This is a genomic window from Sphingomonas sp. DMC8 (assembly GCF_056314185.1).
In genome coordinates this window covers 577,968-604,603 of the sequence record NZ_JBQUYV010000002.1, presented here as the reverse complement: position 1 = coordinate 604,603, position 26,636 = coordinate 577,968, and the positions used below count along the sequence as shown (strand labels likewise).

The 26,636-nt window shown below is 64.7% G+C and carries 21 protein-coding genes; 11 read left to right on the top strand and 10 right to left on the bottom strand.

Features of this window, described 5'->3' with window-relative positions:
* Positions 1-18: 18 nt before the first annotated feature.
* From ntrC to dusB, 3 genes are read right to left on the bottom strand one after another with little or no spacing between them, the layout of a single operon-like run.
* Positions 19-1,467: a nitrogen regulation protein NR(I) gene (gene ntrC / locus ACT53K_RS06805; protein WP_476227812.1), complete on the bottom strand. Its 1,449-nt coding sequence runs from the start codon at positions 1,465-1,467 to the stop codon at positions 19-21.
* A complete protein-coding gene (locus ACT53K_RS06800; RefSeq protein WP_476227811.1) occupies positions 1,464-2,573 on the bottom strand; it encodes a two-component system sensor histidine kinase NtrB in 1,110 nt (369 codons plus the stop codon). Before ACT53K_RS06800 ends, ntrC begins: the two co-directional genes overlap by 4 nt.
* Positions 2,549-3,547 (bottom strand): tRNA dihydrouridine synthase DusB, encoded by a 999-nt coding sequence (dusB, locus tag ACT53K_RS06795; RefSeq protein WP_476227810.1) that lies wholly within the window; start codon positions 3,545-3,547, stop codon positions 2,549-2,551. Before dusB ends, ACT53K_RS06800 begins: the two co-directional genes overlap by 25 nt.
* Before the next feature lie 121 nt (positions 3,548-3,668).
* Between dusB and ACT53K_RS06790 the strand changes: the two genes are divergently transcribed.
* Together ACT53K_RS06790 and ACT53K_RS06785 are read left to right on the top strand one after the other, a co-directional pair.
* Positions 3,669-4,823: a bifunctional 2-C-methyl-D-erythritol 4-phosphate cytidylyltransferase/2-C-methyl-D-erythritol 2,4-cyclodiphosphate synthase gene (locus ACT53K_RS06790; protein ID WP_476227809.1), complete on the top strand. Its 1,155-nt coding sequence runs from the start codon at positions 3,669-3,671 to the stop codon at positions 4,821-4,823.
* Between the two features lie 54 nt (positions 4,824-4,877).
* The gene (locus ACT53K_RS06785; RefSeq protein ID WP_476227808.1) at positions 4,878-5,408 is read left to right on the top strand and encodes a CinA family protein; all 531 of its coding nucleotides are present in this window, start codon (positions 4,878-4,880) and stop codon (positions 5,406-5,408) included.
* On the opposite strand, the gene ACT53K_RS06780 is transcribed toward ACT53K_RS06785, so the two are convergent.
* Both ACT53K_RS06780 and lipA read right to left on the bottom strand, forming a co-directional pair.
* Entirely contained in the window at positions 5,339-5,830 is a 492-nt protein-coding gene (locus tag ACT53K_RS06780) for a type II toxin-antitoxin system RatA family toxin (protein ID WP_476227807.1), read from the bottom strand. The two genes, ACT53K_RS06785 and ACT53K_RS06780, sit on opposite strands and share 70 nt — an antisense overlap.
* The gene (gene lipA, locus ACT53K_RS06775) at positions 5,830-6,762 is read right to left on the bottom strand and encodes a lipoyl synthase (RefSeq protein ID WP_476227994.1); all 933 of its coding nucleotides are present in this window, start codon (positions 6,760-6,762) and stop codon (positions 5,830-5,832) included. Before lipA ends, ACT53K_RS06780 begins: the two co-directional genes overlap by 1 nt.
* A 131-nt stretch (positions 6,763-6,893) precedes the next feature.
* Between lipA and ACT53K_RS06770 the strand changes: the two genes are divergently transcribed.
* From ACT53K_RS06770 to ACT53K_RS06735, 8 genes are all read left to right on the top strand, one after another.
* Complete coding sequence (locus tag ACT53K_RS06770) at positions 6,894-7,523, top strand: carbonic anhydrase (protein ID WP_476227806.1); 630 nt, start codon at positions 6,894-6,896, stop codon at positions 7,521-7,523.
* Positions 7,524-7,624: 101 nt separating this feature from the next.
* Positions 7,625-9,082 (top strand): glucose-6-phosphate dehydrogenase, encoded by a 1,458-nt coding sequence (gene zwf, locus ACT53K_RS06765; protein ID WP_476227805.1) that lies wholly within the window; start codon positions 7,625-7,627, stop codon positions 9,080-9,082.
* Positions 9,083-9,312: 230 nt separating this feature from the next.
* Positions 9,313-10,020 (top strand): 6-phosphogluconolactonase, encoded by a 708-nt coding sequence (gene pgl, locus ACT53K_RS06760; protein WP_476227804.1) that lies wholly within the window; start codon positions 9,313-9,315, stop codon positions 10,018-10,020.
* Positions 10,020-11,843 (top strand): phosphogluconate dehydratase, encoded by a 1,824-nt coding sequence (gene edd, locus ACT53K_RS06755; protein WP_476227803.1) that lies wholly within the window; start codon positions 10,020-10,022, stop codon positions 11,841-11,843. Before pgl ends, edd begins: the two co-directional genes overlap by 1 nt.
* Before the next feature lie 117 nt (positions 11,844-11,960).
* Positions 11,961-12,929: a glucokinase gene (locus ACT53K_RS06750; protein ID WP_476227993.1), complete on the top strand. Its 969-nt coding sequence runs from the start codon at positions 11,961-11,963 to the stop codon at positions 12,927-12,929.
* A complete protein-coding gene (gene eda, locus ACT53K_RS06745; protein WP_476227802.1) occupies positions 12,926-13,543 on the top strand; it encodes a bifunctional 4-hydroxy-2-oxoglutarate aldolase/2-dehydro-3-deoxy-phosphogluconate aldolase in 618 nt (205 codons plus the stop codon). The genes ACT53K_RS06750 and eda overlap by 4 nt, the downstream gene beginning before the upstream one ends.
* 242 nt (positions 13,544-13,785) lie before the next feature.
* Positions 13,786-16,119: a methyl-accepting chemotaxis protein gene (locus tag ACT53K_RS06740; RefSeq protein ID WP_476227801.1), complete on the top strand. Its 2,334-nt coding sequence runs from the start codon at positions 13,786-13,788 to the stop codon at positions 16,117-16,119.
* 642 nt (positions 16,120-16,761) lie between these two features.
* On the top strand, positions 16,762-19,869 hold the full coding sequence (locus tag ACT53K_RS06735; RefSeq protein WP_476227800.1) for a TonB-dependent receptor: 3,108 nt from the start codon (positions 16,762-16,764) through the stop codon (positions 19,867-19,869).
* Between the two features lie 318 nt (positions 19,870-20,187).
* Here ACT53K_RS06735 and ACT53K_RS06730 read toward each other — a convergent pair whose 3' ends face one another.
* The 4 genes from ACT53K_RS06730 to ACT53K_RS06715 form a co-directional block, all read right to left on the bottom strand.
* Positions 20,188-21,699: a SulP family inorganic anion transporter gene (locus ACT53K_RS06730; protein WP_476227799.1), complete on the bottom strand. Its 1,512-nt coding sequence runs from the start codon at positions 21,697-21,699 to the stop codon at positions 20,188-20,190.
* Positions 21,696-22,391: a carbonic anhydrase gene (locus ACT53K_RS06725; protein ID WP_476227798.1), complete on the bottom strand. Its 696-nt coding sequence runs from the start codon at positions 22,389-22,391 to the stop codon at positions 21,696-21,698. Before ACT53K_RS06725 ends, ACT53K_RS06730 begins: the two co-directional genes overlap by 4 nt.
* Positions 22,392-22,505: 114 nt before the next feature.
* Entirely contained in the window at positions 22,506-23,810 is a 1,305-nt protein-coding gene (locus ACT53K_RS06720) for an ATP-binding protein (RefSeq protein ID WP_476227992.1), read from the bottom strand.
* Positions 23,811-23,815: 5 nt separating this feature from the next.
* Positions 23,816-24,526: a response regulator gene (locus ACT53K_RS06715; protein ID WP_476227797.1), complete on the bottom strand. Its 711-nt coding sequence runs from the start codon at positions 24,524-24,526 to the stop codon at positions 23,816-23,818.
* A gap of 163 nt (positions 24,527-24,689) precedes the next feature.
* On the opposite strand from ACT53K_RS06715, the gene dinB reads away from it, so the two are divergent.
* Positions 24,690-25,766: a DNA polymerase IV gene (gene dinB, locus ACT53K_RS06710; RefSeq protein ID WP_476227796.1), complete on the top strand. Its 1,077-nt coding sequence runs from the start codon at positions 24,690-24,692 to the stop codon at positions 25,764-25,766.
* 3 nt (positions 25,767-25,769) lie between these two features.
* Here dinB and ACT53K_RS06705 read toward each other — a convergent pair whose 3' ends face one another.
* Complete coding sequence (locus ACT53K_RS06705; protein ID WP_476227795.1) at positions 25,770-26,468, bottom strand: Crp/Fnr family transcriptional regulator; 699 nt, start codon at positions 26,466-26,468, stop codon at positions 25,770-25,772.
* Positions 26,469-26,636 lie beyond the last annotated feature (168 nt).

The window sequence follows — 26,636 nt, the reverse complement described above, 5'->3', positions numbered from 1 at the left end:
TATTTGTGCAGTCCGGCCTCAGACCGTGCCGTCCGGACGTCCGTTCCCCACATCGATGCCCAACGTATCGAGCCGCTTGCGCAGCGTATTCCGGTTGATGCCCAGCGCCCGCGCGGCCCGCAGCTGGTTGTTCTGATGGCGTGCCAGCATCATTTCGATCAGCGGCCGCTCCACTTCGCCGATAATGCGGTCATACAGGGTACCGTCATCCAGCGTCCGCGGCTCTTCGATCGCGATCCGCTCCAGCCGGGCGCGGATCGCCGCTTCGATGCCGGCATCATAGGCCACAGGCGCCGCGACACCCGGTTCTCCCAAGGCCCGCCGCAGGGCTGCCGCGTCGATCCACTCGTCACGCGAAAGCGCTGCCATGCGGCGCATGAGGTTTTCCAGCTCGCGGACATTGCCCGGCCAGTCGAGCTTTTCGAGCAACATCACCGCGTCCTTGTCGAGCTGCTTGCGTGGCAGTCCGTCTTCGGCGGCGCGGTCAAGGAAGTGGCGTGCGAGGAGCGGAATGTCCTGGCGGCGGTCGCGCAGCGCAGGCAGGCTGATCGGGACGACGTTCAGGCGGTAGAAGAGATCCTCGCGGAACTGGCCGAGCTGCACCAGTTGCCCGAGATCCTTGTTGGTCGCAGCGACGATGCGGACATCGGCACGGATCGTCCGCGCTCCGCCCACGGTGGTGAATTCGCCCGACTGCAATACGCGCAGCAGCCGGGTCTGCGCGTCCATCGGCATGTCGCCGATTTCGTCGAGGAACAGCGTGCCCCCGGCAGCCTGCTCGAACTTGCCCGCCACCCGGGTCTGCGCCCCGGTAAAGGCGCCGCGTTCGTGGCCGAACAATTCGGCCTCGATCAGCTCGCGCGGGATCGCAGCCATGTTGAGCGCGACGAACGGCGCGCGCCGACGCGGCCCCAGATCGTGGATTGCCCGCGCAACCAGTTCCTTGCCCGTGCCCGACTCGCCCGAGATCAGCACCGTCAGGTCGTTGGCGACGACCCGGGCGATCACCCGATAGACTTCCTGCATCGCCGGCGAGCGGCCGATCAGCGAATGGCCGCCGCCCTGATCGGCGTCGGGCAGATCGGCGGGGCGCCGCCGCCCGCGTGCCATCGCGCTCTGCACCGCATGGGTCAGCGCATCGAGGTCGAACGGCTTGGGCAGATAATCGAACGCGCCGACCTCGGTCGCCCGCACGGCAGTCGCCAGCGTGTTCTGCGCCGAAAAAACGATGACCGGCAGACTGGGATGTTCGCCGAGCAGGCCCGATACGACATCGAGCCCGTTACCGTCCGGCAGCACCACATCGGTGACGAGCACATCGGGTAGCCCTGTAGCAAGCGCGCGGTGCAGCTCGGCGATGCTGGCGGCGGTGACGACGCGATGCCCCTCGCGCTTCAGCGCCGCCGCGACGACGGTACGGATGGCGGCATCGTCATCGACGACCAGAACGGACCCGGGGCTGTTCATGCATTGGCTCGCGGCAAAAGGATGCGGAAAACGGTGAGTTCGGGCTCGCGCTCGCGGGCATATTGAATGATGCCGCCCATCGCGCGCACCAGCTTTTCGACCAGCGGCAGCCCCAGTCCCTTGCCCTCCGGTTTGCCGGAAACGAACGGTTCGAACAGATGCTCGGCAATATCGGCGGGGGCGCCGGGCCCGTTGTCCATCACCAGGATCTCGATCGGCAACGGCCGGCGGGGCTGGCCTGGCCCCGCGCTGACCGACATGCCGTGGCGATAGGCAGTCGACAGGATGATCCGCGGCTGCGCGAGCCCGCCAAGCGCCTCGGCCGCGTTCTTGAGCAGGTTCAACAGCACCTGCAGAAAGGCGTCATGATCGAGCAGCACGTCGGGCAACGAGGGGTCGAACCGCTCCTCGATCACCATGCCGCGCGCGAAGCCGGCCAGCGCGACGCGGCGGGCATGATCGAGCAGCGGATAGACGTTCGTCGGCACCAGCTTCAGCGGCCGTGTGTCCGTGAAGTCCTGCATCCGGTCGATCAGCGCAGCGATACGGTCGACTTCGGTGGTGATGAGGCGCGTGAGCTCGCGGTGCGTTACGGCGTCGCTGTCGCCTTCCAGCAACTGCGCAGCACCGCGAATGCCGGAGAGGGGATTCTTGATCTCGTGCGCGAGCATGGCGGCCGCCCCCACGGCGGCGCGAGCACCGGCGCTGCGGTCCATCCCCTGCGCCAACCGCCGTGCCTGGGGGGCGTGATGCAGCGTGACGATGCGCCAGCCGGGATGATCGGCCACCTGGGTTTCGAGAAAGTCAACGCGGATACGGGCGCCGCGCACTGCGGTGATTTCAGTGTCGAACGCGGCAAACCCCCGCCCGTCGCGCCGCTCCGAATAATCCTCGGGCGGAAGCAGAACGGCGTCGTACGGCTGCCCGACCATCGATGTTTCGCTATGATTCAGCAGCGTTTCGCAGGCGGAGTTCGCATGCGCGATGCGCCCATCCGGGTCGATGACGAGCACGGCGAGCGGCAGCGCGCCGAACAGCTCGCCGAAATTCGGTCCGCCGGCCGGGCGCGGCTTGGCGCGCCTCAGGCCGCCGCGCGGGAAAGCCACGGGCCGTAGAATTCTGCGAGCATGTCGAGCACCATCACCGCGTCGGCGACCTGGTTCACCTTGTTGCGGAACTCAGCCGAGCCCGGCAGCCCCTTGGTGTACCAGCCGAGGTGCTTGCGCATCATGTTGACGCCGACCTCGTTGCCATAATGGCTGAGCGTATCGACATAGTGCTCTGTAATAACGCGATATTGTTCTTCAACGGACGGTTCTGGTCGTTCGCCCTTTCCGGTCAGGGCGTCCATTACCTGGCGCAGGATCCAGGGCTTGCCATAGGCACCGCGCCCGATCATCACACCGTCGGCGCCCGACTGGCGCAGCGCTTCACGGGCATCCTCGACCGAACAGATGTCGCCGTTGACGATAACCGGGATCGTCACTGCGTCCTTCACGCGCCGAACAAAGCTCCAGTCGGCGCTGCCGCGATACATCTGGTTGCGGGTGCGGCCATGCACCGTCACCAGCTTGCAGCCGAGATCCTGCGCAATCCGCGCCAGTTCGGGCGCGTTGAGGCTGTCATGGTCCCAGCCCATCCGCATCTTCACCGTAACCGGCACGCGCACGGCATCGACGCAGGCCCGGATGATCGCCCCGGCATGGTCCAGATCGCGCATCAGCGCCGATCCGGCATCGCCGTTCGTCACCTTGCGGACCGGGCAGCCCATGTTGATGTCGATGATCGACGCGCCGCGATCCTCGTTGAGCTTCGCCGCCTCGCCCATTTCATAGGGCGTGCAGCCGACCAGCTGCATCGACACGGGCTCCTCGATCGGATCCCATGCAGCCTTCTGGATCGACTGGCGCGTCTCGCGGATCGCAGCCGCGCTGGCGATCATCTCGGTGACGTTGAGGCCCGAACCATAGCGCCGCACCGCGCGGCGGAACGGCAGGTCGGTCACGCCGGTCATCGGTGCAAGCAGCACCGGCGCTTCGACCCGGACCGGGCCGATCTGGATGGGGGCGAGTTCGCTCATCATTCTGCCTGAAAATTAAGCAGCGCATGTAGCGTCGCCAGCCGCCTGGGGCAAGGCAGGAGATTGGGAAGGCTCGCGAGCCCCTACCCCTTCGCATTCAACTCGGCTAACGGGCGCGGCCATGACGTCGCATCGCACTGCCGCAATCCTCGTCGCCGCCGGTAATGGTACGCGCGCCCGGGGTAGCGTGCCCAAGCAATATGCGCGGCTGGGTGGCGTTCCGGTCATCGCCCGGGCGCACGCCGCGCTTGCCGCCCATTCGGCGATCGAAAGCGTGCTGACGGTGATCGGCGCGGGACAGGAAGACCTCCTTGCCGAGGCGCTGGGCACGGTGCCGTTCGTGACGGGCGGTGCAACGCGCCGGGAATCGGTGTTGGCGGGGTTGGAATGCCTGGCCGATCAGGGCTTTACCCGCGTGCTGATTCACGATGCCGCCCGCCCCTTTCTTCCGGGGCGCGTGATCGACGATTTGCTGGGCGCGCTCGACTCCTTCGACGGAGCGATACCGGCGCTGCCGGTGGCTGACACGCTCGTCCAGGTTGACGGGCTTATGGGTGGCACCGTGCCCCGCGACGGCGTGTATCGCGTTCAGACGCCGCAGGCCTTCGCCTTCGAAGCAGTACTTGCTGCGCACCGTCAATGGCCGTCCGAACGTGAGGCTACCGACGATGCCCAGATGGTGCGCCACGCAGGGCATGGCGTAACCATCGTCCCCGGAGACCCGATGCTCGAGAAAATCACGCACCCCGCCGATTTTGCTGCCGCCGAAGCCCGTCTGGCCGCCGCGATGCGGGTGCGCACCGCCACCGGCTATGACGTGCATCGCTTCGCAGCCGGCGAGGCATTGTGGCTGGGCGGCGTCCGCATTCCGCATCATCAAGGGCTGTCCGGACATAGCGACGCCGATGTCGCGCTGCATGCCATAACCGACGCGCTGCTCGGCACGATCGGAGACGGCGATATCGGCACGCATTTTCCGCCAAATGACCCGAAATGGCGCGGTGCCGCCTCCGCACAGTTTCTCGAACATGCGGCGTCGCTGGTGACTGCCAAGGGCGGCATTATCGACTTTATCGACCTGACGCTGATCTGTGAGGCACCCAAGATCGGCCCGCATCGCGAGGCGATCCGCACCTCGATCGCGGCGATTCTGGGGCTGCGCAGCGATCAGGTGAGCGTGAAGGCGACCACGACGGAGCGGCTGGGCTTTACCGGGCGCGGCGAAGGCATGGCGGCGCAGGCGATTGCGACCATCCGCATACCGGAAACGGCCTGACCGCCGATGAACAGACTCGAAACGTCCCCAAGACGGTGGCAAGGCGAGTAAGCCATGGATACGATTCTCCCTCCCGAACTCGTCGATGCCGCCCGCAAGGTGCTGGAAGCGAACCGCGCCGCCGGCCGCCGTATCGCGGTGGCGGAAAGCTGCACCGGCGGGCTGGTCTCGGCCGCGCTGACCGAACTGCCCGGCTCGTCCGACGTGTTCGAGGCTGGCTTCATCACCTATTCTAACGACGCCAAGATGGACGTGTTGAAGGTGAGCCTGGACGTGCTCGAGACCTTCGGCGCCGTCTCGATTGCCGTCGCCTGGAGCATGGCGCAGGGCGCATTGCAGCGGACCAATGCCGATGTTGCCGTGGCGATCACCGGCATTGCCGGTCCCGATGGCGGCAGCGAGAAGAAGCCTGTCGGTACGGTGGTGTTCGCGCAGGCGATCCGCGGGGCGGACCCCAAGCATGTCGTTGCCGATGCGCGCCACTTCGAGAATAACGGTCGCGGCGGCGTGCGTCTTCAGGCGGCGTTGTGCGCGCTCGACTTGTTGATGCCGTCACCCGAGCCCGACGGCGAGCCAGAGGCATAAAGCTGCGCCGCGCGATCCTCGAATGCCTGGATCATCTTGCGGAGCGCGCGGTCGAACACCTGGCCGGCGAGCATCTCGAACACCCGGTTCTTGAACGCGAAATCGACGCAGAAATCGACATAGCAGCCGCCCTGCCCGTCGGGGCGGAACTTCCAGTCGTTCGTCAGGTGCTTGAGCGGCCCGTCGACATAATCGACATGCACGCTTTCCGGCCGCACCTTGGCCACCCGCGACGTGAACGTCTCGCGCAGGCTTTTGAAGCCGACGATCATGTCGGCAACCACTTGAGATTCCGTATCAGATCGAACCCGCATCGCACTGACCCAAGGGAGAAATTCCGGGTAGCGCGCGACATCGGCGACCAGATCGAACATCTGTTCCGGCGAATAGGGCAGCTGCCGGGTTTCGCTGTGCTTGGGCATCAGGCCTTGGCGCTCGCCTTGGCCAGCTTGGCTTCACGCGCCGCGCGCATCTCGGCAAAATCCTCACCGGCATGATAGCTGGAACGAGTGAGCGGCGACGAGGCCACCTGCAGGAAGCCTTTGGCCCGGGCAATCGCGCCATAGGCCTGGAATGCCTGCGGCGTGACGAACTCTTCCACCTTGGCATGCTTCGGCGTCGGCTGGAGATACTGGCCCATCGTGAGGAAATCGATGTCGGCGGAGCGCATATCGTCCATCACCTGATGGACCTCCAGCCGCTGCTCGCCCAGGCCCAGCATGATCCCGGACTTGGTGAAGATCGACGGATCGAGCTTCTTCACCATCTCGAGCAACCGCAGCGACGCATAATAGCGCGCGCCGGGGCGGATGGTGGGATAGAGCCGGGGCACTGTCTCCAGATTATGATTGTACACGTCGGGCCGCGCCGCGACGATCGCCTCAACGGCCGCCTCATGCTTGTTGCGGAAATCTGGCGTCAGGATTTCGATGGTGGTGGTCGGGCTCGCCTTTCGGATCGCCTCGATCACCTTCACGAACTGGCTCGCGCCACCATCGGGCAGGTCATCGCGGTCAACGGAAGTGATGACGATATGCTCCAGCCCCATCTGCACGGCAGCTTCCGCCACATGCACGGGCTCAAGCGGATCGACCTTGCGCGGCATGCCGGTCTTGACGTTGCAGAAGCGGCAGGCGCGCGTGCAGACATCGCCCAGAATCATCACAGTGGCGTGTTTTTTGGTCCAGCACTCGCCGATATTCGGGCAGGCCGCCTCTTCACATACGGTGACGAGGTTCTTGGAGCGCATCAGCGCACGGGTCTTGGCAAAGCCCTCCGACGTCGGCGCCTTGACGCGGATCCAGTCGGGCTTGCGGACGCGCTCCGGGCGCGACAGCGGAGTCTGCTCGTTCATGGCCGGCAGATAGAGCGCCGCGCGGCGTTTCGCCAGCCCCGGAAATTGCAACGTGCGCAACCACAAGTGAAAGCGATGAGCGGTACGGCAGCCGGTCGACAAGCCGCAGGTACGGGTATAGTCGGAGCGGCATGGCTGGATTTGATGCACTGGTGTCGGGCTATCACCGATTCCGCGAGCAGGGCTGGAGCGCGCAGCGCACGCGATGGGCAGAGCTTTCGGAGGGGCAAAGCCCCAAGGTCATGGTGATCGCCTGTTCGGACAGCCGCGTCGACCCTGCCCAGATCTTTGACACCTCGCCCGGCGAAATCTTCGTCGTGCGCAACGTTGCCAATCTGGTTCCGCCGTTCGAAACCGGCGGGGGACGCCACGGCGTTTCTGCCGCGCTGGAATTTGCCGTCACGCAGCTGGAAGTGCCCGAGATCGTCGTGATGGGGCACGGCGCCTGTGGCGGTGCCCATGCGGCGCTGACCCGCCGCTTTGCGGATGCGGAAAACGGCGAAGGCGGGTTCATTGCCCATTGGGTCGACATGCTCGACGGCGCGCGTGAGCGCATTGTCAACGAATTCGGCGAAGGGCCGGCAGCCGTTCGCGCGATGGAACAGGAAACCGTGCGGGTCTCGATCGCCAACTTGCGGACCTTCCCCTTCGTGCCGGAGCGCGAGGCGGCTGGGCGGCTGAAGATCCATGGCGCCTATTTCGCAATTGCAGACGGCGTGCTTCACCTGATGCGGGAAGACGGTAGCTTCGGCCCTGCCTGAACGGCTTTCCCGCAGGAATTTGATGCCGCCGCCGTGCCCGCGCGCTTGATCTTTGCTGCGGGTTGGTGTCTCGCGATCGCACATCAATCGAGAGGCAAAAGATGCAACAGCCCGTGGGCAAATTGCTGCTGTTCGGAGCCACCGGCGACCTCGCCCAGCGAATGCTGCTCCCTTCGCTCTATGCACTGCATGCGGACGGACTGCTCCCCGAAGGCCTGACCATCACCGGTACGGCCCGGTCGGAAATGGACGATGCGGGCTTCCGCGACTTTGCCCACAAGGCGCTCGACCAGTTTCTGCCCGCCGATCGAAAGGACGACAGCGCTGTCGCCGGCTTTCTGGACCGGCTGGCCTATCAGCCGCTCGACGCCTCGACGATCGATGGCTTCGCGGCACTGAAGGACAAGATCGGCGACATTTCCGGCGGCCTGGCGATCTTCCTGTCGACCGCGCCGTGGCTGTTCGGCCCGACGATCAAGGGGCTGCAATCGGCCGGGCTTGCGGGCGATAATGTTCGGATCAGCCTCGAAAAGCCGCTTGGCCGCGACCTCGAATCGAGCCGCGAGATCAACGACATCGTCGCTGCCGCCTTCCCCGAGGAGCGAATCTTCCGGATCGACCATTATCTCGGCAAGGAAACTGTTCAGAACATCCTGGCGCTGCGCTTCGGCAATTCGCTGTTCGAGCCGGTCTGGAACGCACGCGGTATCGACAGCGTGCAGATCACCGTGTCGGAGACGGTTGGCCTTGAAGGCCGCGCCGGCTTCTATGACGACACCGGCGCACTGCGCGACATGGTGCAGAACCACATGCTCCAGCTCGTCGCGCTGATCGCGATGGAGCCCCCTGCCCGGCTCGACGGCACTTCGGTGCGCGACGAGAAGGTCAAGGTACTGCGCTCGCTACGCAAGATCCCGGCCGCCGAAGCGCCCAACCTTACCGTCATCGGCCAATATGGCGGCGGCGCGGTGAAGGGCGAGATCGTCCGCGACTATACCACCGATCTCGGCAAGGACTCGCGCACCGAAACCTTCGTTGCGATCAAGGCGCATGTCGACAACTGGCGCTGGCAGGGCGTGCCCTTCTACCTGCGAACCGGCAAGCGGCTGGCCGAGCGCCGCTCCGAAATCGTCATCCAGTTCAAGCCGGTGCCGCATTCGATCTTCGCCGATCGTGGCGGGATGCTCCAGCCCAACGCGCTGGTGATCCGCCTGCAGCCGGAAGAATATGTCCAGCTGCTGGTGATGGCCAAGCAGCCGGGCCTCGACCGCGAAGGCTATCGCCTGCGCGAAGTGCCGCTGAACCTCAGCCTCGACGCGGAATTTGCCGGCACGCGCCGCCGCATCGCCTATGAGCGCCTGCTGCTGGACCTGATCGAAGGCGATCCCACACTATTCGTCCGCCGTGATGAAGTGGAGGCGCAATGGGAATGGATCGACGCGATCCGCGCCGGCTGGGAAGCCAACGACCTCAAGCCTAAGCCCTATGCCTCGGGTAGCTGGGGGCCCTCGCTTTCGATCGCGCTTACCGAGCGTGATGGGGTGCACTGGCACGAATGAGGGGGGGCGAGCGCCTTTCCTTCCTTTGCTCCCCTCCCGCTTGCGGGAGCGGTCGGGGAGGGGATGGCGGTTCGGCTTGGTCGAACGCCGGGAATGGAACCGCCACGTCGATCCCTCCCCCAGCCCCTCCCGCAAGCGGGAGGGGAGCAATGGCGGGATACTCACCCCATATCGGACCTGCACCGGTCCCCATCCGTTGAACCAACCCCACCGAATACCAAGGAGCTGACATGACGACCGAAATCGAATGGTGGGAGTATGACGACGCCGCCGAACTCGCCGATGCCGTAGCCGGCGACATCCAGTTCATCATCGAAAGCGCGATCGATGCGCGCGGCGCGGCCGTGATCGCGCTTGCCGGCGGCAAAACGCCGCTGCCGATCTATGAGAAGCTCGCCGCCGCCAAGCTCGACTGGAAGCGTGTGACGATCATTCCCGGCGACGACCGCATCGTTCCGCTGGGCGATCCGCTGTCGAACGTGACCGCTATTGGCAAGGTCTTCCTGCCCAGGGGCGCGCGGGTGATCCCGCTCGTCAGTGAAAAGGCCGAGGATTACAAGGCCGCCGGCCGCGCCGCCGATGCCCGGCTTCAGGATTTCCACTGGCCGCTCGACCTGTGCCTGCTCGGCGTTGGTGGCGATGGCCACTGCGCCTCGATCTTCCCCGGCCCCGATTTCGATGAGGCACTGAACGGCCCGCGCGAGCGCCGTGCGCTGGGTGTGCTGCCCGAGCCGCGGCCGCCCGAGGCGCCGGTCGCCCGCGTGAGCCTGTCGCGGGCTGCGATCGTCTCCGCCCGTGCGCTGATGATTGCGATCACCGGCCAAGCCAAGCGCGACGTGCTGGAAGCCGCGATCGAGCAGGGCGTATCCTCCCCCTACCCTGTCGGCCGCGTCCTGGCCGACGCCGAACTGCCTGTCGACATCCACTGGAGCCTCTGATGAGCACCCTCCACGCCGAAATCGCCGCCGTCACCGATCGCGTGATCGAACGGTCGAAGGCGAGCCGCGCCGCCTATCTCGAGCTGATCCGCCGCGAGCGCGAGTCGGGGAATGACCGGCCGAAGCTCGGCTGCGCAAACCTCGCCCATGCTTATGCCGGCACCGAGGAGCAGCGCGAAGAGCTGAAGACCGGTGCCCGGATGAACATCGGGATCGTCACCGCCTATAATGACATGCTTTCGGCTCACGCGCCCTATTATCGCTATCCGGAGCAGATGAAGATCTGGGCGCTGGAGGCCGGTGCCACGGCGCAGGTCGCGGGCGGCGTACCGGCGATGTGCGACGGCGTGACCCAGGGCTATCAGGGCATGGAGCTGTCGCTGTTCAGCCGCGACACCATCGCGATGGCGACCGCGGTATCGCTCAGCCACCGCGTGTTCGAAGGCGCGGCGCTGCTCGGCATCTGCGACAAGATCGTGCCGGGCTTGCTGATGGGCGCGCTGCGTTTCGGCCACCTGCCGATGGTGCTGATCCCCGGCGGGCCGATGCGCTCGGGCCTGCCGAACAAGGAAAAGGCAGCCGTTCGCGAACGCTTTGCAGAGGGCAAGGCGACGCGCGAGGAACTGCTGGAGGCGGAGATCGCCGCCTATCACGGCAAGGGCACCTGCACCTTCTACGGCACGGCGAACTCGAACCAGATGATGATGGAGGCGATGGGCCTCCATGTCCCCGGCGCGGCCTTTGCCAATCCGCAAACCAAGCTGCGGCAGGAGCTGACCCGCGCAGCCGTGCACCGGCTGGCGGAAATCGGCTGGAACGGCGACGATTACCGCCCGATCGGGCACGTCGTCGATGAAAAGGCGATCGTGAACGCCGCGATCGTGCTTCTCGCGACCGGCGGATCGACCAACCACCTGATCCACGTCCCCGCCTTTGCGCGCGCGGCCGGCATCACGATCGACTGGGACGATTTCGATCGTCTGTCGCGCGTCGTGCCGTTGCTCACCCGCGTCTATCCGAACGGTTCGGCCGACGTGAACCAGTTCGAGGATGCTGGCGGCCCGTCCTTCGTCATCCGCGAGCTGCTGCGCGGTGGCCTGATGCACGCCGACACGCTGACCATCGCCCGGGACGGCATGGCCGCCTATGGCCGCAAGCCCGACATCGAAGGGGATGCGCTGGTCTGGCGCGAACATGGCGCAGCCAGCAACGACGAGAATATCGTCCGCACCATCGATGCGCCCTTCTCGCCGGAGGGCGGCTTCCGCATCCTCAAGGGCAATATCGGTCGCGCCTGCATCAAGGTGTCTGCCGTCGAGCGTGAACGCTGGATCATCGAGGCGCCTGCCCGCGTCTTCTCCGACCAGGCGGAAGTGCTGGCGGCATTCAAGGCCGGCGAGCTGGAGCGCGACGTGGTCGTCGTGGTCCGCTTCCAGGGACCGCGCGCCAACGGCATGCCGGAACTGCACAAGCTCACCCCGCAGCTCGGCGTGCTGCAGAATCGCGGCTTCAAGGTGGCGCTGGTTACCGATGGTCGCATGTCGGGCGCCAGCGGCAAGGTGCCGGCGGCAATCCATCTGTCGCCCGAGGCGTTGGGCGGCGGACCGATCGGCAAGGTGCGCGACGGCGACATCCTCCGCCTCGATGCCGAAGCCGGCACGCTGGAAGCGCTGGTGCCCGCCGCAGAGTGGGACGCGCGCGAGCATGCCGCTCCTCCGCCCCCGGTTCAGGGAACCGGCCGCGAACTGTTCGCCATGCTCCGCAATCACTGCGACGAGGCGGAAAAGGGCGCCTCGGCAATGCTGGCCGAAGCCGGACTGTAACGCATGTAAATCGACTTGCCCGTCGCACCGGACTTTACATCCGGACGCCGGGCAGGAAGAAGGGCGCCACCGTCTGGCAACGTTGACAGAGGCGGTTTGGAGAGGAACGAAGAGCGGATGGAAGTCGTCGCGGTCGATATCGGGGGCACGCATGCCCGCTTCGCGGTTGCAGAGGTCGCGGAAGGCTGCGTCGTCTCGATGAGCGAGCCGATTACGCAGAAGGTTGCCGAGCATCCAAGCCTGCAGCTCGCCTGGCGCGGTTTTGGCGAACAGCTCGGGCGGCCGCTGCCAAAGGCTGCCGCAATCGCCGTCGCCTCGCCGATCAACAACGAACTTATCAAGCTGACCAACAATCCCTGGATCATCCGCCCGCCGCTGATTCCCGAACGGCTGGGTGCCGATACCTGGACGATCGTCAACGACTTCGCCGCCATCGGCCATGCGGTCGCGCAGATGGAGTCGGAAGCCTTTCTCCACTTGTGCGGTCCCGATGTCCCCCTGCCCGACAAGGGCTCGATCACGGTCTGTGGTCCGGGCACTGGACTGGGTGTGGCGCAGGTGTTCCGCCATCGTGGCGGCTATGACATCATCGCCACTGAAGGCGGCCATTCAGACTTTGCGCCGCTCGACCAGATCGAAGATGCCTTCGTCAAGCGACTGCGCCGCACCTATCAGCGCGTCTCGAAAGAGCGGATCGTGGCCGGCCCGGCAATCGTTTCGATCTACGAAACCCTCGCCGACCTGGAGGGCGTGCCGGTCCAGCGCCTCGACGACAAGGCGATCTGGACGATGGCGCTGGAGGGCAAGGACAGCCTCGCTGTGGCCGCGCTCGACCGCTTCTGCCTCAGCCTAGGCGCGGTGGCGGGTGATCTCGCCCTCGCCCACGGGCCCAGCGCGGTGGTGATTGCCGGCGGTCTGGGCTTGCGCCTGAAGGACCATCTGCTGCAATCGGGCTTCGGCGAGCGATTCGTTGCCAAGGGGCGGTTCCGCTCCCTGATGGCGTCGATCCCCGTCAAGCTGATCACCCATCCCCAGCCGGGCCTGTACGGCGCAGCCGCCGCCTTCGCCCAGGAGCATGCACTATGACCGACGCCGCCACCGGAATCGAAGCCATCATGCGCACCGCGCCGGTCATCCCGGTGCTGGTGATCGATGATGCCGCCAAGGCGCGTCCGCTGGCCGAGGCACTGGTGAAGGGCGGCCTGCGCGTGCTGGAAGTGACGATGCGCACCCCTGCTGCGCTGGAGGCGATCCGTGAAATGAAGAAGGTGCCGGGCGCGATCGTCGGCGCCGGCACGGTGGTAAATACCGACCAATTCGAGCAGGTGATGCGCGAAGACGCGGAATTCATCGTCTCCCCCGGCCTGACCGAGCGGCTGGGCGACGCGATCGTGCGGAGCGGCGTACCGTACCTGCCGGGCATCGCCAATGCGGGGGACATCATGCGCGGTCTCGATCTTGGCCTCTCCCATTTCAAGTTCTTCCCGGCTGAAACCTCAGGCGGCCTTAAGGCGCTGAAGGCACTCGCTGCCCCCTTCTATCAGGCAAAATTCTGCCCCACCGGAGGAATCAGTCTGGCGACTGCGTCCGACTGGCTGGCGTTCGATCCCGTGCTCTGCGTCGGCGGTAGCTGGATTGCCAGCGGAACGCCGGAAGAGGTCGAGGCCAAGGCGCGGGAGGCCGCAGCGCTGTCGCGATAATTTCGCGGCGGGATCCAGGTGAAACTAATCTACATTAGTTATAAACACCTGTTTTGATCAAAAACAATAGTAATACAAATATCACTATACTCGTATATATCCCAATATACACAGTATATGCCGAAGTTTTTGAGGTAATAATCTCCTTCGTTCGAAGGGGTTCTCCTATAATCCAGTAAGCTTCATCGACACCGGTCGTTTTGGGCGTGTCGCGCTGTAGCCAAGGATAATGGTGGGACCCCATGAACGTGATGCGTTTCCTGCAAAATATCAAATCGCTGCAGCGCAAGATCGCGCTGCTCGCCGGTTGCTGTGTCGCGGCGACGGTTGTGTTGATTGTGGCGATGAGCGCAGCTTCTGCCTGGTCGTCGCACAGTTTCGTGAGCGGCAGCGTTGACAAGATCGTCAGCACCCAGGCCAAGGATATGCTCGAGAACCGGGCAGCCGCCGAAGCACGATCGATCAAAGGTGCGCTCGACGTTGCTTTCGACGCTGCGCGAACGATGGGCCAGACCTTTGCGACGCTGGCCAGCGGCGACGGCGCGGCGACTGCAGCCGGTCAGCGCCGAACGCAGTTCAACGCCATCCTGCGGCGCGTGCTGGAGGAGAATCCCGCCTTCAACGGCACCTACTCCGCCTGGGAACCCAATGCGATCGATGGCGCCGATGGCGCTTTCGTCAACAATCACGCGATGGGGTCGGACCAGACCGGCCGTTTCCTTGCCTATTGGACCCGCGCAGCGAACGGCAATGTCGCGATTCAGCCGCTGGTAGAATATGACAGTGCGGAGCGGCACCCGAATGGTCTGGTGAAGGGCGGCTGGTATCTGGGCCCGAAATCCAACGGCCAGGAGAGCATTCTCGGCCCATTGCCGTACACAGTGCAGGGAAAGCGCGTATTCCTGGCGACCATGTCGGTGCCGATCATGGTGCACGGCAAGTTTATGGGCGTGGCGGGCACCGACTATAATCTAGACTTTCTCCAGAAGGTCGCCACCCAAACCAACCAGTCGCTGTTTTCGGGCAAGGGCACGGTGCTGATCGTCAGCGATACCGGTCTGATCGCCGCCAACAGCGCGGATGCCAATTCGATCGGCAACGCCGCTGCGTCCGCCGGTGAGCAATGGGCACAGGTCGCAGATATCGTGAAGGCCGGTGAGGCGAAGGTCGTCGACGATCCCAAGCGCGCAAATGTCGACGTGTACCACCCCATCCATCTCGGACGCAGCAAGACGCCCTGGTCGGTGGTGATCTCGATCCCGCGCGATCTGGTGCTTGCCAATGCGCGAGAGCTCAGCGGCTCCCTCAGCAGCCGCGCCGTTTCCAGCATGGTCCTGCAACTTCTGCTCGGACTGGGCGTGGGTGTGGCTGCGGTGTTCGCCATGTCCTATGCCGCTGCCAGCATTGCCCGGCCGATCAGCGCCTGCGCAGACTTCGCCAATGGCATTGCCCGCGAACAAATGGATCAGGCGCTCGACATTCGGCAGGCCGACGAGGTCGGCACACTCGCCGAGGCGCTCCGCAAGATGCAGGAAGACATCAAAACCAATATCGCGCGGCGCGCCGATGAGCAGGCAAAGGTCGAGTTCGTGGTGGAATCGGTTTCCACCAGCCTCGAAGGACTGTCGAACGGCGATCTGACCGTCGACATCGAGGCAGAGTTCCCCGATTCCTATCGCCGTCTCAAAGCCAACTTCAACAATGCGTTGGCGAGCCTGCGCAAGCTGATTGGAGCGGTCAGCGACAGCGCCGCTACGATCCGGAGCGGTTCGACCGAGATCGCCCAGGCCTCGGAGGATCTGGCCCGCCGGACCGAATCCAATGCGGCGAGCCTGGAAGAGACTTCGGCAGCGATCGCGCAGATGGACGCGAGGCTGAAAGCGACAGCCACGGCCTCTACCCAGACGGTAAAGCGCGCAGATCAGGCGATGTCGACGGTACAGGGCGGCCGCTCGACTGCGGACGAAGCGATGCAAGCGATGAACCGCGTCAGCACCAGCGCCGAAGGCATCGACAATGTGATCGAAGGACTCGACAAGATCGCGTTCCAGACCCGAGTGCTCGCGATGAACGCTGCCGTCGAAGCAGGCCGTGCGGGTGATGCAGGCAGGGGCTTCGCGGTCGTAGCCGACCTCGTCTCGGCGCTCGCAATGCGCGCGGAGGATGAAGCCCGCGTCGCCCGCGAGCAACTTACCATGACGCAGACCGACATCGGCGTCGCGGTGGAGGCGGTCCGGCGCGTTGATGACGCCCTGGTCAATATCTCGGATGATGTAGACGCGGTCCACAAGCTGCTGGGCTCTATGGCGGCAGACAGCCATGCCCAGTCGGGCGCAATCACCGAAATCAGTACTGCGCTGACGGTGATGGACCAGTCCACCCAGCAGAATGCAGCCATGGTCGAGGAAACCTCGGCAGCGGCGCGAAACCTTTCAAGCGAAGTTCGCTCGCTGAGCGACCAGGCTGAGTCGTTCCGCATCGAAAAGCCGGGCCATTCAGCGCCGTCCCGCGGCAGCGAACGGACCTCGTCAACACGCTCGACATCGCAGCACCGGCTGCAACCCGCCATGGTATGAATGGCAGACACCCCGGGGCGCCGGTCTCCGGGGTGTCCCAATTGAGGTGGCGGGACATGTGCCCCGGCAGTTCGCCTAGTCACTACAATATCGGCCTTACCAGTGCGGGAATGGGATGTTGCTCAAACCGGGCGGAAGCTCCTTTGGGTAATCTTTTTCGATAGGATTGCACGGTCAGGGTGCCCGAAACGGGCACATCGCAGGATCGGCCGGTGCCTTCCCCTCGCTACTTTCGAAACACCCTTTTTCCGCGGCTTTGCGCCGGCCGTTTAGACAATTGGTCCGGCAGATCTGTTCCCTCCCCAAAGTATCGCGCGAGTGGCCACCGTGTCCGCCACACATTGGTCTGACCGAATGCCCATTGACGGCCTTACCAAAGCATGAAAGATAGCGCTAACACGACCCCTGTTCGTTGAAGCAGGTGCGAACTGGGAGAGCATGTCTTGGCTCCACTACTATGCGCGCAGTGCACAAATTGTGCCGTTTCCGGGCAAGGATTAGCGGAATACGAACCGGGTGTTTCCCGCGCGCATCGTGCGTGCGGCTTGGGTGCCTTGCGACCCTTCACCGTCCTGCACGCTATTTCACAGAAGCAATAATTCCGCGCCGAACGATGCGGAAAACAAGAGGGGAACCTGACCAATGACCACCGATCTGCCCATTTCTGGCGCTACTCGCGCAGCTTTACTCGCCGCAACCGCCCTTTCCGTCCTGCTGACCGCCCCCGCCGTCGCGCAAACGGCGCCGTCTCCGGCGACGGAAGCGCCGCAAACCGCTCCCGCGACCGATCAGCAGGCGCAGGACATCATCATTACCGGCTACCGCTCGAGCCTTGCCAAGGCGACCAATGCGAAGCGGGATGCGACCGGCTTCACCGACTCGATCTTCGCGGAAGACATCGGCAAATTCCCCGACACCAATATCGCAGAGTCGTTCAACCGCATTCCGGGTATCACCATTTCACGGGACGTGACGGGCGAAGGCGTGAATGTGGCGATCCGCGGGCTCGGCTCGAACTTCACCAACGTTACACTGAACGGTGCGCCGATCGCGGTCGCTTCCTCTGGCGCGACCGACGCGCAGGGCACCGACCGTTCCGTCGACCTCAGCTTTTTCCCGACCGACCTGTTCACCAAGCTGACCGTGAACAAGAGCTACACCGCCAACCTGCTGGAAGGCGGCGCGGCCGGCAATGTCGACCTTCGGTCGGCCCGGCCGTTCGACCGCACCGATTCGTTCATCGCCTACAACATCCAGGGTTCGAACCAGACGCCCGAAAAGCGTGTCGGCGCGCGCGGCTCGCTGATCGGCAGCTGGCACAATGATACGTTCGGTATCCTCGCCGGTGTCTCTGCACAGCGGCTCTACACCCGCACCAACGGTTTTGAGACGATCGGCTATACCAACCCGGCGCTCACCGCGGCCCAGTGCGGCGCAGCCTCGGGTTGCAACAGCACCGGCGGCGGCAACTGGACGATCCCGGCAACAGTGCCGGCCAATGCCGGCGCTGGCCTGGTCGCCGGCACGGTGATCGACAAGAACTTCCTGCTCGCCAACAATCCGGGCGCGACGATCCAGCAGATCGACAACGGCCTGATCCCGCGCCTTGGCCGCACCGCGGACATTCGCGGACCACGCGACCGCATCAACGCGATTGCGAGCGCCGAATTTCGTCCGTCGGACGCGCTGCATTTCTACCTGGACGGCTTGTACGGCTATAAGCACAACGAACTGATCCGCGAGGACATGGCGTGGATCGGCCGCAACGGCGCAGCGATCCCGATCAACCTGAAGTTCGACAAGTCGGACTGCAGCAACGGCTGTACGGTCACCAGCGGTACCTTCGCCAACACCCAGTTCTTCGACGAATTCCGTCCCTATTACGAGACGACCGAGCTGTGGAGCATCAATCCCGGCGCAGAATGGACGATCAACGACAAGCTGAAGCTGAACCTGCAGGCCAATTATGCCCGCTCGACTTTCCACCGCGAGAGCCCGACGGTGGGCGCCACAACGCCCCTAGGCCAGGGCGGCACCGTCACCTACACCAATGATGGCGGCATCCCGAGCATCCAGAGCAGCCTCGACCTGAACAACCCGGCGAATTTCGGCTGGTACACCGGCAGCCGCGTCAACATGCAGGACGAGCGCCGCCTCAACAAGAACAAGGGCATCCGTGGCAACCTGACCTGGGGCGACCACGCGCTCAACCTCCAGGTCGGCGCGGCCTATGACGATACTTCGCGCCGGATCCGCGGCTATGACAACACCCAAGCGTGGCAGAACGCCGTCTGCGGCGACAATCCCAACGTGTTCGTGCCCGGCCCGAATTCGCAGCCTCCCTGCGAGGGCCTGAACGTCAAGGGAGCGGCTCCCGCAGGTTACCCCACCTATCCCGGCTATGGCACCGGCTATACCGCCGGCCAATCTGGCCCGATCACCTATGGGGGCTCGCTGATCCCCAACGCCGCCTTCCCGACCTATCTGAAGCCCGGCCCCGCCGGTTTCGTCACGGTCGACTGGGATGCATTCCGCAAGGCGAGCAACTATGACAGCTTCCACGACAACACACCGGAGAGCGGCGGCTCGAATACCGGCGCCAGCGGCGGCTATATTCGCGAAGTCGTCAAATCCGCCTTCGCCACGCTGAACGGCGAGCAGCAGCTCGGCGGGAGCATGTTGCGGTTCAACATCGGTCTGCGCTACGTCAACACGATCCAGACGATCCAGGGCCGCGTTTCGGTCGCCGATCCGCGCAACGTCAATTCGTCGGGCGCGCAGATCGCCGACGGCAGCCGCTATCCGAACCTCGTCACCATCGTCACCACCCGCAACAACTATACTCAGTGGCTGCCGGCGGCCACCCTCGCCTATGATGTGGGGCCGCACGCAGTGGTGCGCCTCGCCGCCTCGAAGACGATGACCCGGCCGGATCCGTCCGCGCAACTGCCGGGCGTGAGCTTCGGCGCCCCCTCGGCCGACCAGGCTACGATCGGCAATCCGGCGCTGAAGCCCTATCTGTCGACAAACCTCGACCTGGGCTTTGAATATTATACTGGCCGTGAGGGCGTGATCAGCTTCAATGCCTTCCGCAAGTCGATCGAGGGCTTCACCACCAACGCGAACAGCACCGTGCCCTTCTCGGCGCTGGCGCAATATGGCATCACCTATGACACGCTGAACCCGACCCAGCAGATCGCGATCAACTCGCGTGGCGGCCCGAGCCAGGCGACGGTGCTGGTCACCAGCCAGGTCAACGTGCCGAACAAGCTGAAGATCAACGGCCTGGAATTCCAGTGGGTGCAGCCGCTCGACTTCCTCACGCAGAAAATTGGCGTGCACGGCTTCGGCTTCAATGCCAACGCCACGATCGTCGACCAGACCAGCGACGGCCCGGCGCAGGCCTATGGCGTGGCACCCTTTACCTACAACATCACCGGCTATTACGAACGGAACGGCGTGATGCTGCGGGTGTCGGTTACATCGCGTGAAGGCTCGCAGAGCAGCGGCAATCCGCAGAACAGCATCCCCGCGGCTGCGTTGTTCAACGCCGATTACACCAGCTGGGATTTTTCCTCGGCGTTCGATCTCGACAAGCTGCTTGGGGTCAAGAAGGCGCCGCAGCTGACGATCAACGTGTCGAACTTCACCAATGCGACGCTGCGTTCTTACTTCCAGTTCCCCAACGCAACGTTCACCCAGTACAAGCCCGGCAGACAGGTCCTGATCGGCCTGCGCGGTACCTTCTGAGCGGAAGCGGGCCGGCCATGGCCGGCGCCGTCTATATATCAGCGGAACGCCGCCGTCCGGGGACCGGGCGGCGGCGTTCTGGGTCTCGGGTTTGCGAAACCGAACCGGCTTGGCGGCGCGGCCGGGGGATGGGGGAATGGGCCGGCGCACGCCGCCCGCCGCTGGTCTGGGGAACCAGGGGGCCGGATGGGTCCGCGTCCGGCGCGTCGGCGGCGATAGGGTTGGTAGGCTGTCGCCGGTCAAGCGCGCCGGCCCGGTGCTTTCGTGTAACGATGGAACCCTTCTCGCAAATTGCCCCATTGTTACAAATCTTGGCCGTCACGCCGCCAAGGCAGCAATCTTGCCGTTCGCGCCCGACAGTTCGACCGTATTGCCGCTGGCGCGACGACGCTGCAGCCAGTCCTTCAGCACTTCGGCGCAGCTATGGTCGAGAGCACCGAGCCGCGAGACATCGAGCCGAACCACAGCATCGCGCGGCACTGCCTCCAGCCTGTCGAGCAGCCTGGGCAAAGTGACAAAGGTCGCGGCGCCGTCGAGGGAGATCGTGCGAGCGCCGGCAACATCCTGTTCCACCACTTTCAACCCCAGGCGTCGAACGTGCGGAAGCAGTTCGAGCAGCGACAACGCGATACCGACCAGAACGCCGGTCAGCAGATCCTCGGCAACGACCAGGACGCAGGTGACGGCCCATATTGCCGCCGGCAACAGGCCATAATGGCCGAACAGGTGACGGACATGCTTGAGGTTTACCAGTTTCGCGCCGGTCACCACCAGGACCGCGCCTAGCGCCGCCATGGGTATCTCGCGCAACAGCCAGGGGAGCAACGCAACGAAGCCGAGTATCCAGACGCCGTGCAGCACCGCGGACCAGCGGGACTGCGCCCCCGCCTGCACATTGGCCGAGCTACGAACGATAACCCCGGTCATCGGCAAGGCGCCGGCAGCACCGCAAAGCAGATTGCCGATACCTTGTGCCCGCAATTCCTTGTTGTAGTCCGTGCGGACGCCGTCATGCATCCGGTCGACGGCCGCGGCTGACAGCAGCGTCTCGGCGCTGGCGATGAAGGCAAGTGCGAACGCAGCGGTAATCACCGTCGGATCCAGCCACCGGCCCAGAAACCCTGCTTCGGGCAGTGCGACGGCCGACACGATGTTCGACGGAACATCGACGCGCGTGACGTTGAGGCCGAAGGCGAAGGCGATCAGCGTGGCCGCTACCACCCCAACCAGCGCGCCCGGCACCAGTCGCAGCGCGGCCGGGCGCAGCTTGTCCCAGCCGAGCATGGTGACGATGGTGACGATACCCAGCAGCAGCGCGAGTTCGGCCGACGCAAGGTTCGGCGACAGGCCGAGCAGACGACCGGGCATGGCGGCGAGATTAGCCAGTCCGCTCGACAGCGGCTTCGCATCGAACAGCACATGGAACTGCCCGACCACGATCAGCACGCCGATGCCGGCGAGCATACCATGCACTACCGCAGGCGAGATCGCGCGAAACCAGCCGCCGACGCGCAACACGCCGGCGACGACCTGGATCAGACCGGCCAGGATCAGGATGGGCCCCAGTGCCGACAGGCCCTGTTCACGCACCAGTTCGAAGACGATGACGGCAAGGCCCGCCGCCGGCCCGCTAACCTGCAACGGCGAGCCGGCGAGGACGCCGACGACGATACCGCCGATGATGCCGGTCACGAGCCCCTTTTCGGGCGGGACGCCAGAGGCGACGGCAATGCCCATGCAGAGCGGCATCGCCACCAGAAATACGACAATCGACGCCGTGAGATCGCGGGCGAACCCCTTGGGCTTTTCGAGAGGCACGGCGCTGCTCACTCGGCCGCCTCCAGCATCGGCGCGTCGAGCGCGAGGCGCTGGCCGGCCGGCAGCGCCACCGGCAGCGGACGATCTTCGCGGATCGGCACGAAGCGGCCAGTCTGGCCGTCAAGCCCGAGCATAACGCCAGCGCCGATGTCGACGAACCAGCCGTGCAACGCGATTTCCCCACGCGCGATACCCGCGGCCACCGAAGGATGGGTGCGCAGATGGGCAAGCTGGACGACGACATTTTCTAGGCTGGCCGCGCGAACCGCGTCGGCATTGTCGAGGTCTGGATACCCTCGCTCGACCACGCATTGCGCAGCATGGCTGTGGCGCAGCCAGGCGGCGACATTCGGCATGCCGTCCAGCATTGCCGGGTTCATCAGCGCCTTCATCGCGCCGCAATCGGAATGACCGCACACGATGATGTCCCGCACGCCCAGGGCCGCCACAGCATATTCGACGGTCGAGGAAACACCACCATTCAGCGTGGCGAAGGGCGGGACGATGTTGCCGGCGTTGCGGCACACGAACAGATCGCCGGGCTGGGCCTGCATGATCTGTTCGGGAACCACGCGCGAATCCGCGCAGGAGATCATCAGCGCCTTGGGGCTCTGCCCGTCCGCCGCCAGCTTCGAATAAAGTGCGCTCTGGTTCGGGAAGACCTGCTTCTCAAAGGCGAATACGCGTCCGATGAGTTCGTTCACGGCATTGCTCCTGCTTCGGTGCCGTCCGGGGCGGACGACCTTGCCGACCGAAGCTAGGGATCAGGATTTGCTGCGTTGCGGCGCGTTGGTAAGAAAGTGTTGCTGCGTCAACAACTAGCGGCGCGGAATTGTCAATTCGGCGTGAAGCCCGCCGCCGTCGCGGTTACGGAGCATGAAGCGTCCCCCCTCTTCCTCCATCGCGCGCTGGACGATGGCGAGGCCCAGGCCGAACCCCACCGTGTCGCGCGAGCGTGCGCTGTCGAGTCGGACAAAGGGTTGCAGCACGCGGTCGAGCTCTTCGGGCGGGATGCCCGGGCCGCGATCTCTGACCGCGATGCTGATCTCCGTCTTCTTCGCCGTCAGCCGGATATGGGCGTGCCCGGCATAATGAACGGCATTCTCCACCAGATTACCGAGCGCACGCTTCAGCAGTACCGGGCGGAGGGCGATTTCCAGATGCGGAGGGCCCTCATAGGTTACGTCGCGGCCATGATCCGCCTGATCGTCGGCAATCGTCGCACAAAGCACGGCCACATCCACACGCGCCGGGACTTCCTTCTCCCCCTCCCCACCCAGAAACGCGAGCAGCGAACCGATCATCGCCTCCATCTCAGCCAGATCGGCTTCCACCGCCGCATGCACTTCCGTGTCCGCGATCCCGTCGGCGCGCAGCCGCAATCGCGCGAGCGGTGTACGTAAATCGTGGCCCACTGCCGCCAGCGCCTGGGTCCGATCGGCGATCAGGTGCTGTATACGCGCCTGCATCCGGTTGAAGGCTGCGATGACCCGCCGCAGCTCGCGAGGGCCGGCTTCTTCCACTTCCTGTACCTTCCCGGTGCCGACACGCTCTGCCGCTTCGGCCAGTCTTCGCATCGGCAGCAACATGCGGCGGACGAGCAGCCCGCCGATCAGGATGAGCGCCAACGCCGGGGTTAGCGCTAGCAGGATGCGGGCGGAACCGAGATCGGCCTGGTGCACCTGCTCGCGCGTGCGAAAATAGAGCCAGCTTCCGTCCGGCAGCGTCAGCGCCCCCACGATCAGCCCGTGGCGCCCTTCGGCGGTGAAGCGCAGGCGCAGGTCGGTGGCGACCAGCGCCGGCTCCCATAGCACGACCTGGTTGTGGATACGGTCGAGCTCCGATGCTGTGCGGAGCCCTGCCGGCAACGCACGCATCCACCGGATTTCGTAGCGCGATGTGGTAAGTTCGGCAGCCAGATCGCTGCGCGTAGCTGGCGGTTGCTCGGCGAGCAGCTTACGGGAAATCACCAGATGCTCTGCCAGGCGTCGTGCCTCGTCGTCGCGCACCGAAAACTGGCTCGCGCGCTCGTAGAGCAGCGTACTGATGCTGAATTCGATCAGGATCGTCAGCAACAATATTGCGAATATGCGGCCTATCAGGCCGAAGGGCGTATGCAACAGCCGTTTCAACGGCGCGTCGCGGGCACGTTGAGCGTGTAGCCGATGCCGCGCACGGTAACGATCGGCGCCGATTTGCCTGCATCGGACAATTTGCGCCGCAGCCGGCTGACCAACACGTCGATGCTGCGGTCGGAACTGTCGCCCAGCCGGGTGCGTGACAGCTCGATCAGCCGTTCGCGCGAAATCACCCGGCCGGCGTGATCGCACAGCGCCACAAGCAGATCGAATTCTGCCCCCGTGAGGTCGACCACTGCCCCGGTCGGTGAGAACAGCTCGCGGCGCGGCAGGTTCACGGTCCAGCCATCGAATTCGATCAGGCCGTGCTGGCGCTCCGCCGGATCGCACTCGGTGCCGCCCCTGCGGAGCACCGCGCGCACCCGCGCCACGAGTTCGCGTGTCCCGAACGGCTTGGCGAGATAGTCGTCCGCACCCAGCTCCAGCCCGACGACGCGATCGGTCTCGCTGCCCTTGGCGGAAATGAAGATGATCGGGATGGCGCTCTTCTGGCGAAGCGTGCGGCAAAGATCGATCCCGCTGGTGCCCGGCAGCATCACGTCCAGCAGGACTAGATCGGCCGGCCCCTGATCAAGCGCTAGCCACATTTCCGGCGCCGAGGCAGCGGGACGCACAGTATAGCCATGCTCCTGCAGCGCCCGCGCGGTGAGCGTGCGGAGCTGGGGATCGTCCTCGACCAGAATGATGGTCGGCTGGGTCATCACGGTTTCGCCTGCGAGCATCTCCGGGAGGTAGGTTTCAGGCCTCTGAGGGTCAACGCATCTTAGGCACACGCCAGGTTCCAGCAATATTTTGTTACGAAGCAGTGCAGCCGCAACGAACGCGAGTTCCATATTTGTTCGCATGACGGTATAGGATGGCGCGATGTCCGACACACCGATCCGCAAGATCATCCATATCGACATGGATGCGTTCTTCGCCTCGGTTGAACAGCGCGACGACCCTGACCTGCGTGGTAAACCCGTGGCGGTTGGGCATGGTGCCGCGCGCGGGGTGGTCGCAGCGGCCAGCTATGAGGCGCGGCGCTATGGCGTGCGATCGGCCATGGCTTCGGTCACTGCCGTGCGGCGCTGCCCCGAGCTTATCTTCGTACGCCCTCGCTTCGAGGTCTATCGCGCCGTTTCGCGCCAGATTCATGCGATCTTCGCCGACTATACCGACCTCATCCAGCCGCTGTCGCTCGACGAGGCCTATCTCGACGTTACCGACAATCGCCGCGGGATTCCCACCGCCTGGGCGACCGCGAAAGAAATCCGCGCCCGCATTCTCGCAGAAACCGGGCTCACCGCTTCAGCCGGCATTTCGTACAACAAATTTCTCGCCAAGCTTGCGTCCGATCACCGCAAGCCCAATGGCCAGTTTGCGGTCACGCCCGAGATGGGGCCGGACTGGGTGGAGGCGCTGCCGGTGTCCCGCTTCCATGGGGTCGGGCCTAAAACGGCCGCACGGATGGAGCGTCTGGGCATTCAGACTGGCGCGCAATTGAAGGCGGTCCCCATCGAAGTGCTGCGGCGCCATTTCGGCAGCGCGGCGGAATGGTATCACGCCATCGCACGCGGCGAGGATGACCGGCCGGTCGATCCCAGCCGCGAGCGAAAGAGCTCGGGCACCGAAACGACCTTCAGCACCGATCTGTTCGACGCAACCGCTATCGAGGCGGGTGTCGCCCGCATGGCCGAGGATGTGTGGGAATGGTGCAATCGCACCCGGATATTCGGTCGCACCGTCACGGTGAAGATAAAGTTTGCCGACTTTCGCATCGTCACGCGCAGCCGCAGCATGCCTACTCCAGTCCGCGATAACGGCCAATTGCACGCACTGGCACTCGAGCTGGTACGGCTGGTATTGCCGACGCAGACCGGTATCCGGCTGGTCGGGGTTACGGTTTCGAATCTCTCATCCGGGGACGCAGAAGAACCGCTGCCGCTCTTTGCTGGTTGAGCGTTAGCCGGCTGCTTCCTCGCCGATCGCCGCGCGCACCAGCCGGGCGAGCGCAGGTACATCGGTGACGGTGATCGCGCGGCGGCGGAGCGTGATGATGCCCTGCTGCGCCAGATAGCCGAGTTCGCGGGTGATCGCTTCTCGATGCGTGCCCACTCGCGCGGCGAACTCGGCATGAGTCGGCGCCGGCTCGATCCGGGCTTCGGCAGCGCCCGGTTCGGCCTGGCACATGCGCAACAGCTCACAGTGCAGACGGCTACGGACCGATAATGCGTTGAGTTCAAACACTCTTTCGGTAAGGGCGCGAATCTGGGCGGCGAGCCGGCGTGCCAGCCAAAGGGCAGCCTCCGGAATCTCGCTGACCGCCGTGCGAAAGGCGGCAGCATCGATGGTTACTAGCTGGCAGTCGGTCAGCGCGACGACAGAAGCGGAGCGCGGCGCGCCATCCAGCACCGCCAGCTCTCCAAACAATTCGTCTTCCCCCATATCGCGGAGGATAACTTCGCGGCCACCAAGCGAGTACAATGTTACCTGAACCCGCCCGCGCGCGACGATATAGACGTGGTCGGAAGGCCCCCCGAGCGACAGGAGCATCCGGCCGGCACGCGCAGACATCATTGCCGCTGTATGGGCCAGCCGATCGGCCAACAGCTTCGGGAAGACGCGCGCCATTATTTCGGCCGGCACCGTTGCCCCGCTCACTCGATACGTCCCCGAGAAACTGCCATATCGGCTGCATTAGCGTGGGTTAGTTGCGCTGCAAACTACAGTCCTGAACCGAATTGGGTGCTCAACCCGGTTGCCGCCCTGCCAACCTATCTCCAATAGAATGGCGGTCGGGGGTACCATGAAACCGTGTAAACTCGCGTA

Excerpts from the sequence above, each read along its gene's own strand:
- dinB (WP_476227796.1), top strand. The coding sequence starts at position 24,690 with ATGTCCGACACACCGATCCGCAAGATCATCCATATCGACATGGATGCG.
- ACT53K_RS06785 (WP_476227808.1), top strand. The coding sequence starts at position 4,878 with ATGGATACGATTCTCCCTCCCGAACTCGTCGATGCCGCCCGCAAGGTG.
- dusB (WP_476227810.1), bottom strand. The coding sequence starts at position 3,547 with ATGAGCGAACTCGCCCCCATCCAGATCGGCCCGGTCCGGGTCGAAGCG.
- ACT53K_RS06770 (WP_476227806.1), top strand. The coding sequence starts at position 6,894 with ATGGCTGGATTTGATGCACTGGTGTCGGGCTATCACCGATTCCGCGAG.
- ntrC (WP_476227812.1), bottom strand. The coding sequence starts at position 1,467 with ATGAACAGCCCCGGGTCCGTTCTGGTCGTCGATGACGATGCCGCCATC.
- lipA (WP_476227994.1), bottom strand. The coding sequence starts at position 6,762 with ATGAACGAGCAGACTCCGCTGTCGCGCCCGGAGCGCGTCCGCAAGCCC.
- ACT53K_RS06780 (WP_476227807.1), bottom strand. The coding sequence starts at position 5,830 with ATGCCCAAGCACAGCGAAACCCGGCAGCTGCCCTATTCGCCGGAACAG.
- zwf (WP_476227805.1), top strand. The coding sequence starts at position 7,625 with ATGCAACAGCCCGTGGGCAAATTGCTGCTGTTCGGAGCCACCGGCGAC.
- edd (WP_476227803.1), top strand. The coding sequence starts at position 10,020 with ATGAGCACCCTCCACGCCGAAATCGCCGCCGTCACCGATCGCGTGATC.
- ACT53K_RS06715 (WP_476227797.1), bottom strand. The coding sequence starts at position 24,526 with ATGACCCAGCCGACCATCATTCTGGTCGAGGACGATCCCCAGCTCCGC.
- ACT53K_RS06740 (WP_476227801.1), top strand. The coding sequence starts at position 13,786 with ATGAACGTGATGCGTTTCCTGCAAAATATCAAATCGCTGCAGCGCAAG.
- ACT53K_RS06735 (WP_476227800.1), top strand. The coding sequence starts at position 16,762 with ATGACCACCGATCTGCCCATTTCTGGCGCTACTCGCGCAGCTTTACTC.
- eda (WP_476227802.1), top strand. The coding sequence starts at position 12,926 with ATGACCGACGCCGCCACCGGAATCGAAGCCATCATGCGCACCGCGCCG.
- ACT53K_RS06750 (WP_476227993.1), top strand. The coding sequence starts at position 11,961 with ATGGAAGTCGTCGCGGTCGATATCGGGGGCACGCATGCCCGCTTCGCG.
- ACT53K_RS06790 (WP_476227809.1), top strand. The coding sequence starts at position 3,669 with ATGACGTCGCATCGCACTGCCGCAATCCTCGTCGCCGCCGGTAATGGT.
- pgl (WP_476227804.1), top strand. The coding sequence starts at position 9,313 with ATGACGACCGAAATCGAATGGTGGGAGTATGACGACGCCGCCGAACTC.